Genomic DNA, 14,318 nt, shown 5'->3' with positions numbered 1-14,318 from the left:
GCTAACTTCATAAAGTAGCTAAACTCATAAAGTAGCCAACCCTTTACGCAATATTGTTGAGAACGATTTATGTCTGAAATCCTTCATCCATTACAATCAGAGGTGACGCTTATCACCTCATTCCAAGATGCCGACCCAATGGGCGTCATCTATCACGGCAACTACTTCCGATTTTTTGAAGAAGTAAGACGCATCATGATGGATAAGATTGAGTACAACTACCATGAGATGAAGGATTCTGGCTACATGTGGCCGATCATCGACACGCGCGTAAAGTACATCAAAGCGATACCGTTTAATCATCAGATCAAAGTATCCGCTAAGTTAACTGAGTGGGAAAACCGCTTGCGTGTTGACTACGAAATTCACGATGCCAACACAGGTGCTCGCATGACACGCGCTCACACCATGCAGGTTGCGGTAACCATTGAAGAGCAAGAGATGTGTTTTGCTTCACCGAAGGTGTTTACCGATAAAGTCGAGCACTGGCACCAGTTTGGCTGCTTACCCCAATCAACTGAGCAGCAACCAAGCGACCAACAATCAGACCAACCTCAAGTATCTAACACACAGCAGCAGGTGAAACATGAGTCTGTTTAAGCGTGGGCGTAAGCAAATCAGCGTCGCACTGCTGGGGCTTGCCTCAATGATGGCGAGTCACTTCGCTGGCGCTAGCGAGAACACGATTGCTGTCGGTTCTATTTCAGAGCTACAAACCGTGTTAAGCGAAAATAGTATCGTTCGTGGTGAGTTCACTCAAACACGTAACATGGAAATGTTCGCTCAGCCTCTAATATCACAAGGTACTTTCCTGTTAGACAAGTCGAATGGTTTGCTTTGGACACAAGCGACACCCTTTCCTGTGAGCTTGGTGCTCACGGATAACAAACTGAGCCAAAGGTTTGCCGATCAACCCGCTAAAATCATCACCGACAAAGAAAACCCAATGGCGTTTTATTTCAGCCATATCTTCTTGTCAGTGTTTCACGGCGACACGCAAAAACTTCAAGAGCAATTCTCACTGTCATTTGAACCAACGACTGCGAAAAATTCTGATGAAAGTGCAAACTCAAGTTCAGAAGACACACGATGGACACTCACTCTAAAGCCAAAGAATGCACCAATGAACGCGGTGTTTGAAGCCATCACACTGCAAGGACAAGGTGACATTGAACGCATCGAACTTAGAGAAGTTCGTGGGGACAGCACTGTGATCGAATTTAGCCAATTAAGCCATCTACCGGAAGTATTATCAGATGCTGAAGCGCAACAATTCCAATTCTAGCCTAGCCCTTGCTTGGCTTGTTGTCGTAATGCTATTTAGCGGATTGTTGATTAAACAATTCGCTTTTTCTTCGTCAGTACCCATTGAAAGCAACATCATGAAATTGCTGCCAGAAAACCAGCAAGACCCTATGGTAGAGCAAGCCTTTCAGCAAATATCCAGCTCGATGAGTGAGCAAGTGGTGTTTATCATAAGTGCCTCCGACGTCGAACAAGCCATGACAGCGACTGACGCTTTTGAAAAAAAACTTAACCAAAGAGCTTTCTCAAATCAGCCAACTCTATTTAAGCAAGTTCAAGGCAAAATCAACGCCAGTACTCAAAGCCAGTGGAGCGATTTCTATTTTCGTCACCGAGCTCAACTTCTAACCCAACAACAAAAAGAGACGCTGACCCACTCGCCGGATTCGCGAGCTCAATATGTCATTCAGTCTCTGTACAATCCGTTCTCAGGCGTCACTGCAGCAGAGCTATCTCTCGACCCATTTCTGCTATTTCGCGACTACATCAGCGCTGTTGGCGTTCAATCAAGTAACTTTGTTCTGAAAGAAGGCTACCTCACAGCCCAGTCTAATGAGCAAACTCATATTTTGGTGACAGCGACTCTGGCAGGTTCGCCTTATAGTTTAGCGATTCAAGAGCAGCTTCCAGACCTTGATTCAATTGAGCGCCAGATCGAAACGGAGTTTGGTGTCAAAGTGCAGCATACCGGTGTGGTGTTCTACGCCAATTACGGTACCGAAAGTGCGAAATCAGAAATCAGTACCATTGGTTTGGGCTCATTGGCCGGTGTAATTTTATTGGTGTGGCTGACATTTCGTAGCGCCCTCCCACTTGCCTTGTCTTTGCTTTCAATCAGTACCGGATTATTGGTCGCGTTGGCAAGCACCGTCGCTATCTTCGGCAAGGTTCACCTGTTTAGTTTGGTGTTCGGTGCCAGCTTAATTGGCGTATCCATCGACTACTCTTTCCATTACCTAACCGATCGTTTGGCGGCTGGTAATCAATGGCAAAGCGACAAAGGGTTGAAACATATTATCGTTGCGATCACCTTGGGTCTGATCACCAGCTTGATTGGCTACCTAGGTCTGTTGGTGGCACCTTTCCCGGGATTGCAGCAACTGGCTCTGTTTTCGTCGATTGGACTGATCGCAGCTTACGCCAGTGTGGTGTGTTGGTATCCGGTTTTAGCGGCAAAACCAAGCCAAGAACGCCCTCTTCCCTTATCGAAGCTTTGGCATACTTGGTTAAGCCTCTGGAGCAACCAAAAATTTAGAATTGGCTTACCATTAATAGTGACTGTCGTTAGCTTGATGTCACTCAGCCAAATTCGCTACGACGACGATATTCGTCAACTTCAAGCGATGCCTGATCAACTCAAACAGCAAGAACAAGCCATTACTGAGATATCAGGATTAGGCAGTGGTCAAAATATGCTTTTGGTGACTGCCAATAGCGACCAAAAGCTACTTAAAAAACTGGCTGAAATCACCACGAGCTTAGATTCTTTGGTCGATAGCCAGGGTATCTCTGGATATCGCAGCATCAATCAACAGTTGTTAAGCAAACAACAACAGCATGATAACTATCAATTGGTTGAACAACTCTATAGCCAGCAAAGCCATATCTTACAGAACACTCTTGGTTGGCCTAGCTTTCCTGAGTTACCTAAGTTCGAGGAAATCACGGTATCTGGATTTTTAGAATCACCAGTGTCAGAACCTGTTCGACCACTTTGGTTAAAGCCGATCGACGGGCAAGCCGCGTCGGTCATTTTGATCAAAGACGTCACAGATTCAGAACAGTTCTCTCAATGGCTCGATTCAAGCTTTGCTCAGCAACAAGGTGTTAAATACCTTAATAAAGCCGATGAAATCTCCGCTCTCTTTGCGGAATACAGAGTCAAGATCACCGAGCTATTATTGATTGCTTTGGCCGCTATTGGGATGGTGTTAGGTTGGCGCTACGGTGTGAAGCAAAGCCTGTTAATGCTGTTGCCATCGTTAATTGCCGGAGTCGCTGGTTTAGCGATCACGGGCATTTTAGGCTCAACGTTAAACCTGTTTAATCTGCTGGGCTTGATTCTGATTTTAGGGATTGGTATCGACTATACCTTGTTCTTTGCTGAGCAGAAGAAGTCACTGAGTACGTTATTGGCGATTACCCTATCGGGTCTCACGACATTGCTTTCATTTGGCCTTCTGTCACTGAGTCAAACTCATGCCATTCATAGCTTCGGTGTTACCGTCCTAACTGGTATTTTCGTCGCGTGGTTGCTTTCTCCACTTGCAATCAACAACCAACTAGCAGCGGAAAAATCAAACTCTCGAGAGGCTTTTAGATGAACAAAACAATCAAGGTAGCGCTCGCCGTTGGATTGAGCTTATTACTCAGCGCTTGTTCGATGGTGTCTCAACAGCCTACAGGCGCAAGTGTCGCAATCGACAAAGATACCGAGCTAGCCTTACCGCAGCCTGCTGAACTGGGATACTCATTAACGGCCAGTCAGTTAATTAGCGCTACGTGGGAAAATGATACACAGCAACTGCCTGTTCAAGTCGAAGTCACATCAGATAAAGTCGTGTTGGCGGGTTTTTCCTCTTGGGGAACGCGCATCTTATCGCTGCAATACCAGAACCAAGCCGTTGAAACTCAAGTTCTGTCCGGTCTTGGCACAACCCTGCCGCAACCTGAGCAGGTGTTATTTAATCTAATGCTGACTCTATGGCCAATTGAAGCATGGGCTCAGCCTCTGCAAGGCATCGGTTGGCATTTGGTCGATACAGACAACAGCCGCACCGTGTTTGATGAAAACCAACAGGCAATCATTGAAATTGATTACCAAGCGAAGCCCGGAGCACACAAAACCACGGGCAATATTGTTTTCAAGCATTTGATTCAAGGCTACACCATCACCATTCAAACGTTGAACTCAACGATTGTCGATAACCCAAGTAAGAGCTGAACATTATGCCTATTTATATCCAAGATTGTGGTTTCCACTCCGCATTAGGCTCAAGCGTTGCTGACATTCATGGCTGCCTCAAAGGCGAGCATGAATCAAACATGGTTGAAGTAAGCGATATGTTGAATGACGGTAAGCACACTATCGTCGGTAAGGTGGCTGGCGAATTGCCAGAAACCCCATCAGAACAAGCGCATTACGCCACTCGCAACAATCAACTGGCGTTATCCGCTCTTAATCAAATCAAAGACTCTATCGAGCAAGCAAAATCACAATTTGGCGCAGATAGAATTGCTGTAGTTATCGGCACAAGCACCTCAGGTATCTCAGACGGCGAAGCGGCATTCAAACATAAACTGGCACATGGTGAGTTTCCTGAGCATTACCATTACTCGAAACAAGAATTAGGCAATACCTCTGAATTTGTTAGCCAACACTGTGCATTAACAGGACCAAGCTACGCGATATCAACCGCTTGCTCGTCCAGTGGCCGTGTATTTCTGACCGCACAACGTTTGTTAGATTCTGGAATGGCTGATGTCGTGTTGGTTGGAGGTGTCGACACCTTATGTAAGCTGACGCTCAATGGTTTTCATGGTCTTGAAGCACTTTCAACCACACATTGTAAGCCATTTAGTGCAACCCGAGATGGTATCAATATCGGAGAAGCAGCAGCATTTATGTTGCTCAGCAAGGCAAAGCTAGTCGGTGTTAATACAACGCAAGACACATCGAACATTGCCTTGTTAGGCTGTGGTGACAGCTCTGATGCGCACCATATTTCAGCGCCTCACCCTGAAGGGAATGGTGCGGAGCAAGCGATGATAAAAGCGTTAGATTCTGCTCAGTTACAAGCTGAAGACATCGGTTATATCAATGCTCATGGCACCGCAACGCCACTCAATGATTCAATGGAAAGCAAAGCCATTCATCGTATTTTTGCAAACAAGGTTCCCGTCAGTTCCACCAAGCCTCTTACCGGGCATACTCTGGGAGCCGCAAGTGCAATAGAGGCTGCTATAGCATGGCATATTTTAAAATATGACTTACCGCTTCCCTTACAAAAATGTCAGGATAAAGCTGAAGATATTGAGATTGATTTGGTAAACTGTTCCCAGAAACTTAAAGTAAAGAACATCTTAAGCAACTCTTTCGCTTTTGGTGGCAACAACATTAGCCTGATTTTTGGTGTAGTAAATGACTGATATCCCTTCTGTAGACCAACTTCTCCCACATGATGATCCGATGATATTAATCGATCGTGCTATCAACGTAGAGGCGTTGTCGATTCACTGTCAGGTCGATATTGGTGCTCATAACCTGTTCTTTAATGCCGAATCTCAAACCGTACCAGCGTATGTCGGTATTGAGTTTATGGCTCAGTCTGTAGCGGCATGGTCTGGATACCATGCGCTGAAAAACGGCACGACTCCTCCAATCGGCTTCTTACTCGGTTCTCGTCGCTACAAGTCACTGTGTGATGAGTTCACTCAAGGTCAGACCCTTGATATCTACGCCGAGCAACTGATGGAAGACAGTGGCATGGCCGTGTTTACCGCCCGAGTAGAAGACCAAGGTGAGTTAGTGGCTCAATGCCAACTCAACGTCTACGTGCCGACCGAACAAAAATTACAAGAAATGAAAACTAGGAGCCCATCATGAGCCGTCAGGTTTTAGTCACAGGTGCCAGCAAAGGCATTGGTAAAGCGATCGCTATTCAACTCGCGAAAGACGGATTTGAAATCGCCGTTCATTACATGGGTGACAAGCAAGGTGCTGAAGACACATTAAAGTCGATCACTGAGCTTGGTGGCGCAGGACGTCTTATCCAATTTGATATCAGCAATCGCAGCGAGTGTCGCGAAACGCTTGAGTCAGATATTACCGAGCACGGCGCTTACTATGGTGTTGTAAATAATGCTGGTATTACTCGTGACACGGCATTCCCAGCTATGACTGAAGAAGAGTGGGATGGTGTTATCCATACCAACCTCGACAGCTTCTACAACGTACTTCACCCGTGCGTGATGCCAATGGTTCAAAAACGCAAAGGCGGTCGAATCGTTACTTTGGCTTCTGTATCGGGCATCATGGGCAACCGCGGTCAAACTAACTATGCGGCGGCAAAAGCGGGCGTGATTGGCGCGACTAAGTCTCTGGCTTTAGAACTCGCAAAACGCAAGATCACAGTAAACTGTGTCGCTCCGGGGTTAATCGATACTGGCATGGTTGATGAGCACGTGAAAGATCATGCGCTTCCTCAAGTGCCACTGCGACGTATGGGTGAGCCTGAAGAAGTAGCAGGCCTTGTGAGTTATCTAATGTCTGATATTGCAGGCTACGTTACTCGCCAAGTGATTTCAGTCAATGGAGGCTTAGTATGACCCGCCGCGTTGTTGTAACTGGCATGTCTGGTGTTACTGCCTTTGGTAATGATTGGCAGCATATCGAACCAAAACTAAAAGCCTGTGAAAATGCCACTCAATATATGCCAAGTTTTGAGCAATATGATGGTCTCAACACTAAGCTTGCTGCGCCTATTGATGATTTCCAATTACCAAAACACTACAAGCGTAAGCAAGTACGTGGCATGGGACGTGTGTCTCGCCTAGCCACTGTTGCGACAGAAAATGCACTGGAGCAAGCAGGGCTGATTGGCCACGACGTTTTGACTAACGGCGAAACAGGCATTGCCTACGGCTCTTCCACCGGCAGTACTGATGCCGTTGGTGCATTTGGTGTGATGCTCAACGAGAAGTCGACACGTGCGATCACCGCAACAACTTACGTGCAAATGATGCCACACACCGCTGCGGTAAACGTAGGACTGTTCTTTGGCCTACGCGGCCGCGTGATTCCCACCAGCAGTGCCTGTACTTCAGGAAGCCAAGCCATTGGTTACGCCTATGAAGCAATTAAACACGGCTACCAAACCGTGATGGTTGCCGGTGGCGGTGAAGAGCTATGCCCAACTGAGTCTGCCGTTTTCGATACCCTTTTTGCTACCAGTTTAAAAAACGACACACCCAAGAAATCCCCTAGCCCATACGACAGCGAGCGTGATGGCTTAGTTATCGGTGAAGGCGCAGGTACACTTATTCTTGAAGAGTATGAACATGCTGTTGCTCGTGGCGCAAAAATCTACGCTGAGATCATCGGTTTTGCCAGCAACTGCGATGCCGCTCATGTGACCCAACCTCAGATGGAAACCATGCAAATTTGTATGGAAAAAGCGCTAAAAGATGCTCAACTTCCGGCTGAAAAGATTGGCTATGTTTCTGCGCACGGTACCGCGACTGAAAAAGGCGATATTGCGGAAAGTAACGCGACCGCGAATATCTTTGGCGAAGTGCCAATCAGTTCATTAAAAAGCTACTTTGGTCATACGCTTGGCGCGTGTGGTGCGATTGAAGCTTGGTTAAGCCTAGAGATGATGCATTCAGGTTGGTTCAGCCCAACATTGAATCTTGAGAATATCGACGAACAGTGCGGCAAGCTCGATTACATCACAGGCTCAGGTCGTGAATTGGATGTTGAATATCTGATGAGCAACAACTTTGCCTTTGGCGGAATCAACACCTCCATCATCTTCAAAAAGATTTAAGTCTATTTATTAGCTAAAACTCGAGACAAATAAAAAGGGTCAGTAACCAAGTTACTGACCCTTTTTTTGAATCTAGCAATCGCTCAATTAAGCGTTAGCTTCACGCTCTGCGATGAACTCAAGAGCCATTTTGATGCGAGCGATTACGCGCTCTTTACCAACAAGCTCCATCACAGCATCAACAGAAGGAGACTGACCACCGCCTGTTACTGCTACGCGAAGTGGCATACCGATTTTACCCATGCCGATCTCTAGCTCTTCACATACCGCTGCAATCACACCATCTTTGATGTTTACAGTAGTGAAATATTCAAGTGCTTCAACCTTAGCAAGAGCAAGCTCTAGTGGGCCTTTAGCAACACCACGTAGGTGCTTCTTAGCCGCGCCAGCTTCAAACTCAGAGAAATCTTCGTAGAAGTAACGAGATTGCTCAGCAAGTTCGATAAGCGTGTTGCAACGCTCGCCAACTAGCGTGATCACTTCAGTGATAGCAGGGCCTTTTGTTGTATCGATCTTCTGTGCGTCTAGGTGCCATTGCAGGTATTTTGCAACGTACTCAGGTTCAGAAGTCTTGATGTAGTGGTTGTTCAACCAAAGTAGCTTTTCAGTGTTGAATGCAGATGCAGACTTGCTGATTGCTTTAAGGCTGAAGAACTCAATCATCTCTTCTTGAGAGAAGATCTCTTGGTCACCGTGAGACCAACCTAAACGAACTAGGTAGTTGTTCAGTGCATTTGGTAGGTAACCTTCGTCGCGGTATTGCATTACAGAAACAGCACCGTGACGCTTAGAAAGTTTCGCACCGTCATCACCAAGAATCATTGCACAGTGAGCGAAAGTTGGAACTGGCGCGCCTAGTGCTTCGTAGATGTTGATTTGACGAGGTGTGTTGTTGATGTGGTCTTCACCACGAACAACGTGTGTAATACCCATATCCCAGTCATCCACTACAACCACGAAGTTGTAAGTTGGAGCACCATCTGTACGACGAATGATTAGGTCATCAAGTTGGCTGTTAGAAATTTCAATTCGACCACGAATTTGGTCATCAAATACTACGCTGCCTTCTTTTGGGTTACGGAAACGGATAACGCACGCATCACCTTCTTTTGCTGCTTCGTTTGCTGCAACAATTTTCGGGTGGTTCGCATCGTAACGAGCCATTTCCTTGTTTTCTTCTTGCTCTGTACGAATTTCGTCAAGCAGCTCTTTAGACGCGTAGCATTTGAATGCTTTGTCTTCAGCAAGTAGCTTATCAACCATTTCGTTGTAACGGTCAAAACGCTTAGATTGGTAGTAAGGACCTTCATCCCATTCCATACCCATCCATTGCATGCCTTCTAGAATTGCATCAACCGCTTCTTGAGAGTTACGCTCAAGGTCCGTGTCTTCGATACGTAGAACGAATTCACCACCTTGGTTCTTAGCGAATAGCCAAGAGTAAAGTGCAGTACGTGCACCACCAACGTGAAGATAGCCAGTTGGGCTAGGAGCAAAACGAGTTTTAACCGTCATTTAAATACCTTGATTATGTAGGTGATTCTTTTAGTGGGGTCTAATACAAAGTCTGTAATAGCCAAATATCACTAAATTTTGGGCGCTATTTTATCACCACCGCTTAAATCTACAATCAGTAGTGAATGATTAATGCGCGGTTCTTGTGCGAAAGCCACTGTAGAAAGGCCAAATGCAGCTTCGATGTAGCAAATCTATAGCCTGAGCCAATAAATTATAGCCACGCTTTTCTTTACCTCCCGCTTATTTCACCAAAGTAACCCACCCTTTCATATGCCACTAAGATCAAATTCTTGAATTTATGTTTGACCTTACCCTTACGGGAAGGTTTATGTTAGGCGTAGATGAGAATTGGAGTATCGATATGAACCATTACACAACCGCGCTCAACGGCCTAAATTGCATGGGTTGTGCGAAGAAAGTTCGCACACTGTTTGGCGAACTCGACAATACGACGATCAATGATATATCGCCGACATACATCGATATTTCGACTCCAATTAATTACGTTCAACTCAACGAACAGTTGGCGACGCTTGGTTATAGCATGGGCAATAAACTGCACCTTTCGTTATCCGGTCTTAGCTGCGGTAAGTGCGTGAACAAGCTGACTCAAGCACTTGAACAAACCGAGCAAACCTCAGACCTAGAAATCAGCAAACATGAATTGTCCTTGGTTACTCTGCTTTCAGAATCCGAGCTTATTGAGTTGATCGAAAGCGTGGGTTATCACGCGGCTCCCTACTCTGAAGTTAATGAGCCTTTATCTAATTCAGATTTAGATTCAGAAGACGATAAAAAAACAGCGCCAGTGGAGCCGACACAAGATAAACCTGCTGCTAGCCAATATACCTATCACCTTGTTCTTGAGGGAATGACGTGTGCGAGTTGTGTTTCTTCGGTAGAGAAAGCACTGAAAAAGAATGAGTTCGTCGACCAAGCTCAGATCAATCTCGCAGAACAGACAGCCTTAGTTTTCACCTCTAAAACACGGGACGTCATCGAAAGCGCTCTCATAGAATCCGTGAAAGCCGCAGGGTATGGCGCCGAGTTTGTCGACGATGCGGCGACTCAACAACAAAAACAGCAAGAGCAACAACTTCGTACCCAAAAAGCTTTCCTAAAGAATTCAGTAAGCGCGCTGCTTATCGGTGCTCCACTGATGGCGTGGGGTCTGTTTGGTGGCAGCATGACTATTGCTACATTTAACGACCAATTGGCTTGGGGATTGGTCGGAGTCGTCTGTTTAATACTGCTTGCGACCTCAGGACGCAGCTTCTTCACTAACGCTTGGCAATCACTGATGCACAAGCGTGCAACGATGGATACGTTAGTTGCTTTAGGCACTGGCGCCGCATGGTTCTATTCAATGTTGGTTGTGCTAATTCCATCATGGTTCCCAGAACCATCGCGCCATGTCTATTTTGAAGCGAGCGCCATGATTGTTGGCCTTATTTCTTTGGGTCACTACATTGAAGCCAAAGCCAAGGCACGCACCACCAAATCTTTGCAGGCACTGATTAATTTACAACCTCAAAAAGCCGTGGTTATCGTCGATGGTAAAGAACAAACCATCGCCGTCGAAGCTATTCAAGTCGGTATGCAAGTACGAGTGAAACCGGGAGAAAAAGTCCCTGTCGATGGTGTCGTGGTATCTGGCGAATCTTATATCGATGAGTCGATGCTGACTGGCGAACCGCTTCCTAACGTTAAATCGATTAATGATGGCGTTTCAGCAGGTACCATCAATGGTGATGGCAGCCTGATCATTGAAGCCACGGGAATTGGCTCAAGCACCATGTTGGCTCGAATCATTCAGATGGTTCGCCAAGCACAAAGCAGCAAGCCTGCGATTGCTAAGCTCGCTGACTCTATCTCTGCCGTTTTCGTCCCTGTTGTGGTCGCGATCGCAGCAACTGCTGCCTTAGTTTGGTTCTTTGTTGGCCCACAACCGAGTGCCAGTTATATGCTCGTGGTATCAACAACAGTGCTGATCATCGCCTGCCCATGCGCATTGGGCTTAGCGACACCACTCTCGATTACTGTCGGCGTAGGTAAAGCGGCTGAGTTTGGCGTTCTGATCAAAGATGCCGATGTGTTGCAATCAGCCAGCAAAATTGATGCTGTCATGTTTGATAAAACCGGCACCCTAACTCAAGGTAAGCCAACCGTTCAGCAGGCCTATTATGGCGATTTATCAGAGCAAGAGCTGCTAGCTTACGCTTATTCGGTAGAGGTAGGGTCAGAACACCCATTAGCGAAAGCCGTTTGCCAATATGCAGAGAACTTACAAGTTTCAGCGCTACCCCACAGCGAGTTCGAAAACCAACGAGGGCTTGGAGTACAAGCAATAATTAACGGCAAGAACGTTCAAGTAGGCTCACTTAAGTACCTCACCCAACTCAGCATCAATACAGACATTGGCGCCGACTTTATCGAGCTTTGTCGTACACAAGCATGGACCCCCATCTTCGTTGTAATCGATCAAAAACTGGAAGGCATATTTGGCATTTCAGACGCATTAAAAATAGATAGTAAACAAGCCATTGCTCAACTAAAATCCGCCGGAATTCACACCGTGCTATTAACGGGCGACAACGACTCTGTTGCTCAAGCAATAGGTAAAAGCGTCGGTATCGATGAGGTTATCTCGGAAGTACTACCAGAGCAGAAAGCTCAACACATTGTTCAGCTGCAACAGCAATATAAGAGTGTTGCCATGGTCGGAGACGGTATTAACGACGCGCCTGCACTTGCTCAAGCAGATATAGGCATAGCAATGGGTAGCGGCAGCGATGTGGCGATTGAAAGTGCGCAAATGACACTACTCAACTCGTCGCCCTTATCCGTCAGTAACGCGATAGAGCTGTCCCAAGCAACCGTGAGAAACATGAAGCAAAACCTCTTTGGTGCCTTTATCTATAATTCACTTGGTATTCCAATTGCGGCTGGTGTGCTCTACCCATTCTTTGGATTTTTACTTAGCCCTGTCGTTGCAGGCGCTGCGATGGCGATGTCATCAATCACCGTAGTCAGCAATGCCAACAGATTAAGACTGTTCAAACCCACTCATTCTAATATCAACAAAAACCATATTCATGAGGTTAACCATGATTCGTAAAATTATGACTCTTACTGCACTCGCTGCAATTTCAGGACAAGCTCTCGCTACTGATGTTCTGAACCATAAGTCTCCATACTGTGGCTGCTGCACAGAGTGGACAGAACACATGCAAGACGCAGGTTTCGATGTCACAGAGAAACTCCATGATGACATGAATCCTATCAAGCAGAAGTTAGGAGTAACGCCAGAGCTGGCTTCTTGCCATACGGCAGAGATCGACGGTTACGTATTTGAAGGACACATTCCAGCAGAGGACGTGAAAGCCTTTTTAGAAAACCCACCACGCAATGCGATTGGCTTGGCGGTTCCAGGCATGCCAATGGGCTCGCCGGGCATGGAGTATGGCGATAAGAAAGACGAGTATTCTGTTTATGCGTTTAACGAGAAAGGTCAGGTGTTTGAATACCGTCATTACAACGGAAAATAGAGCGTAAATAGACCTGCGAACAGCAATAAAAATAGAGCCTAGCATTAAGCAAACCCAAGACTGTGGTTTACTTGCTAGGCTCTTTGCTTTTGGACAGTAAAGCAAATCTTGTCGCGGTACCAACCGGGCTGTTAGTACCGCTATGTTCCCCTCGCTAATTAGCTAAGAAGTTATTCAACAAAAAAGCTATTTAACAAAAAAGCTCACTCGGCTAATAATCTAATCGACTAAACGCCAAGTGAATCAACTTAGAAGCCGTAAGAAGCACCGAATACGAATGCGTTGTTCTGCTTAGAGTCGCCGTTTGCGAAATCTACACCGTTAGCTTGGCTACGGAACTCAAAGTAAGGTTGAACGCCTTGACGAGTCCATGTTGCACGTAACTCGTGGTCCATTGCTTCAGCTTCGATCATGTATACGTTGTTGTAGCTAAGCGCTAAGTCAGCATTCACTGTGTAAGCAATGCGGTTATCCATGCGGTAGTCAGTGTCAGCATCAGCAGAAGTATCATCGATGTGTGCACGAGTACGGTTGCTAATAGAGATACCGTTATCGAAGTTGTAACCGATCTTAACTAGTGGACGGAACTGAATGCTCTCACCCGCAGAGAATAGATGTTGGTAACCCGCAGCAACCCATAGGTTGTCAGTAATGTTGAAAGATTGCTCACCACCAACAGTGATGCCAGGAGTAGTATTACCTGCACCGCCATTTTCAGACTCAAGTTTACCCAGTTGGATGCCGTCGAACTCAGAGTAAACCGTGAAGCCGCCTAGAGAGTTGTCAAACGTGTGACCCGCTTCTAGCGTAGAAGTCATGTCAGAACCGTGGATACGGCCGTCATCGTGAATTTGGATATTACCTGTTACGTAAGAAGAACCAGCGAAAGCACTAGAAGCGAAAGCAAGAGAAAGAGCACTTAGAGCGATAATTTTTTTCATAGTAAACTGCCTTAGTTTGATTTTTTCAGCGGCATATCTTCGGTACATCATTCACCTTCACCGCTTGAGTAGTTGGTAGCCTCCCTGGCATGAAATCTATGTTGCTCGAATTAATTTACGTTTCAAAATAAAAGAACAAGCAGAGTGATCTCTCTCACTATCAAAAAAGAACAAGTTATTTAACACATTAAAATCAGCCACTTAAAAACATAAAAATTGATAAAAAACTCAAGACGCAAAAACGTACAGATCAAGATCACATTATTTTACGACGCAAAATTAGATTCGGTTAGTTCAATCACATTTGATTTAGAGTTTTTTATAGGGGACTTATTTTTTGAAGAGAATAATGAGAAGCCCGTCACTTTTGCGACGAAACTCACTTTATGTGCATTGTTAACGATATAAACAAAGACGGTTTCTATATGTTTCTGTTTAAGAGAAAGACTTAACTCGCC

At 45.8% G+C, this 14,318-nt stretch carries 12 protein-coding genes; 10 read left to right on the top strand and 2 right to left on the bottom strand.

The features are described from left to right. The first annotated feature begins 69 nt into the window (after positions 1-69). Genes AC3CKG_RS03745 through AC3CKG_RS03710 form a run of 8 tightly spaced genes read left to right on the top strand, consistent with a single transcriptional unit; the run spans position 70 to position 7,853 of the window. A complete protein-coding gene (locus tag AC3CKG_RS03745) occupies positions 70-600 on the top strand; it encodes an acyl-CoA thioesterase (RefSeq protein ID WP_017093402.1) in 531 nt (176 codons plus the stop codon). After that, complete coding sequence (locus AC3CKG_RS03740; protein ID WP_076668694.1) at positions 587-1,285, top strand: LolA family protein; 699 nt, start codon at positions 587-589, stop codon at positions 1,283-1,285. Before AC3CKG_RS03745 ends, AC3CKG_RS03740 begins: the two co-directional genes overlap by 14 nt. After that, positions 1,257-3,629, top strand: a complete 2,373-nt coding sequence (locus AC3CKG_RS03735) for an MMPL family transporter (RefSeq protein ID WP_488528829.1) — start codon at positions 1,257-1,259, stop codon at positions 3,627-3,629. Before AC3CKG_RS03740 ends, AC3CKG_RS03735 begins: the two co-directional genes overlap by 29 nt. Beyond that, on the top strand, positions 3,626-4,249 hold the full coding sequence (locus AC3CKG_RS03730; RefSeq protein WP_488528828.1) for a DUF3261 domain-containing protein: 624 nt from the start codon (positions 3,626-3,628) through the stop codon (positions 4,247-4,249). Before AC3CKG_RS03735 ends, AC3CKG_RS03730 begins: the two co-directional genes overlap by 4 nt. A gap of 5 nt (positions 4,250-4,254) precedes the next feature. Next, entirely contained in the window at positions 4,255-5,454 is a 1,200-nt protein-coding gene (locus AC3CKG_RS03725; protein ID WP_488528827.1) for a beta-ketoacyl-[acyl-carrier-protein] synthase family protein, read from the top strand. Continuing rightward, positions 5,447-5,911, top strand: a complete 465-nt coding sequence (locus tag AC3CKG_RS03720) for a hotdog family protein (RefSeq protein ID WP_017106323.1) — start codon at positions 5,447-5,449, stop codon at positions 5,909-5,911. Before AC3CKG_RS03725 ends, AC3CKG_RS03720 begins: the two co-directional genes overlap by 8 nt. Next, a complete protein-coding gene (locus AC3CKG_RS03715) occupies positions 5,908-6,633 on the top strand; it encodes a 3-ketoacyl-ACP reductase FabG2 (protein ID WP_488528826.1) in 726 nt (241 codons plus the stop codon). The genes AC3CKG_RS03720 and AC3CKG_RS03715 overlap by 4 nt, the downstream gene beginning before the upstream one ends. Beyond that, entirely contained in the window at positions 6,630-7,853 is a 1,224-nt protein-coding gene (locus tag AC3CKG_RS03710) for a beta-ketoacyl-ACP synthase (RefSeq protein ID WP_488528825.1), read from the top strand. The genes AC3CKG_RS03715 and AC3CKG_RS03710 overlap by 4 nt, the downstream gene beginning before the upstream one ends. 87 nt (positions 7,854-7,940) lie before the next feature. Here the strand turns inward: AC3CKG_RS03710 and gltX are convergent, their stop codons facing one another. Further along, the gene (gene gltX, locus AC3CKG_RS03705; protein WP_488528824.1) at positions 7,941-9,368 is read right to left on the bottom strand and encodes a glutamate--tRNA ligase; all 1,428 of its coding nucleotides are present in this window, start codon (positions 9,366-9,368) and stop codon (positions 7,941-7,943) included. A 331-nt stretch (positions 9,369-9,699) separates the two neighbouring features. Between gltX and AC3CKG_RS03700 the strand changes: the two genes are divergently transcribed. Both AC3CKG_RS03700 and AC3CKG_RS03695 read left to right on the top strand, forming a co-directional pair. Beyond that, the gene (locus AC3CKG_RS03700) at positions 9,700-12,489 is read left to right on the top strand and encodes a copper-translocating P-type ATPase (protein WP_488528823.1); all 2,790 of its coding nucleotides are present in this window, start codon (positions 9,700-9,702) and stop codon (positions 12,487-12,489) included. Continuing rightward, complete coding sequence (locus AC3CKG_RS03695; protein WP_102543617.1) at positions 12,479-12,919, top strand: DUF411 domain-containing protein; 441 nt, start codon at positions 12,479-12,481, stop codon at positions 12,917-12,919. The genes AC3CKG_RS03700 and AC3CKG_RS03695 overlap by 11 nt, the downstream gene beginning before the upstream one ends. A 248-nt stretch (positions 12,920-13,167) precedes the next feature. Here AC3CKG_RS03695 and AC3CKG_RS03690 read toward each other — a convergent pair whose 3' ends face one another. After that, positions 13,168-13,860, bottom strand: a complete 693-nt coding sequence (locus AC3CKG_RS03690; RefSeq protein ID WP_065104930.1) for an oligogalacturonate-specific porin KdgM family protein — start codon at positions 13,858-13,860, stop codon at positions 13,168-13,170. Positions 13,861-14,318: the final 458 nt, after the last annotated feature.

The organism is Vibrio sp. QJM3NY_15 (assembly GCF_057785995.1).
The sequence above is the reverse complement of the archived record's forward strand: the minus strand, read 5'-3'. Positions and strand labels throughout refer to the sequence as shown.

Bases quoted from the DNA above. Each gene is read 5' to 3' on its own strand.
- AC3CKG_RS03745 (WP_017093402.1), top strand. From the start codon at position 70: ATGTCTGAAATCCTTCATCCATTACAATCAGAGGTGACGCTTATCACC.
- AC3CKG_RS03740 (WP_076668694.1), top strand. From the start codon at position 587: ATGAGTCTGTTTAAGCGTGGGCGTAAGCAAATCAGCGTCGCACTGCTG.
- AC3CKG_RS03735 (WP_488528829.1), top strand. From the start codon at position 1,257: ATGCTGAAGCGCAACAATTCCAATTCTAGCCTAGCCCTTGCTTGGCTT.
- AC3CKG_RS03730 (WP_488528828.1), top strand. From the start codon at position 3,626: ATGAACAAAACAATCAAGGTAGCGCTCGCCGTTGGATTGAGCTTATTA.
- AC3CKG_RS03725 (WP_488528827.1), top strand. From the start codon at position 4,255: ATGCCTATTTATATCCAAGATTGTGGTTTCCACTCCGCATTAGGCTCA.
- AC3CKG_RS03720 (WP_017106323.1), top strand. From the start codon at position 5,447: ATGACTGATATCCCTTCTGTAGACCAACTTCTCCCACATGATGATCCG.
- AC3CKG_RS03715 (WP_488528826.1), top strand. From the start codon at position 5,908: ATGAGCCGTCAGGTTTTAGTCACAGGTGCCAGCAAAGGCATTGGTAAA.
- AC3CKG_RS03710 (WP_488528825.1), top strand. From the start codon at position 6,630: ATGACCCGCCGCGTTGTTGTAACTGGCATGTCTGGTGTTACTGCCTTT.
- gltX (WP_488528824.1), bottom strand. From the start codon at position 9,368: ATGACGGTTAAAACTCGTTTTGCTCCTAGCCCAACTGGCTATCTTCAC.
- AC3CKG_RS03700 (WP_488528823.1), top strand. From the start codon at position 9,700: ATGTTAGGCGTAGATGAGAATTGGAGTATCGATATGAACCATTACACA.
- AC3CKG_RS03695 (WP_102543617.1), top strand. From the start codon at position 12,479: ATGATTCGTAAAATTATGACTCTTACTGCACTCGCTGCAATTTCAGGA.
- AC3CKG_RS03690 (WP_065104930.1), bottom strand. From the start codon at position 13,860: ATGAAAAAAATTATCGCTCTAAGTGCTCTTTCTCTTGCTTTCGCTTCT.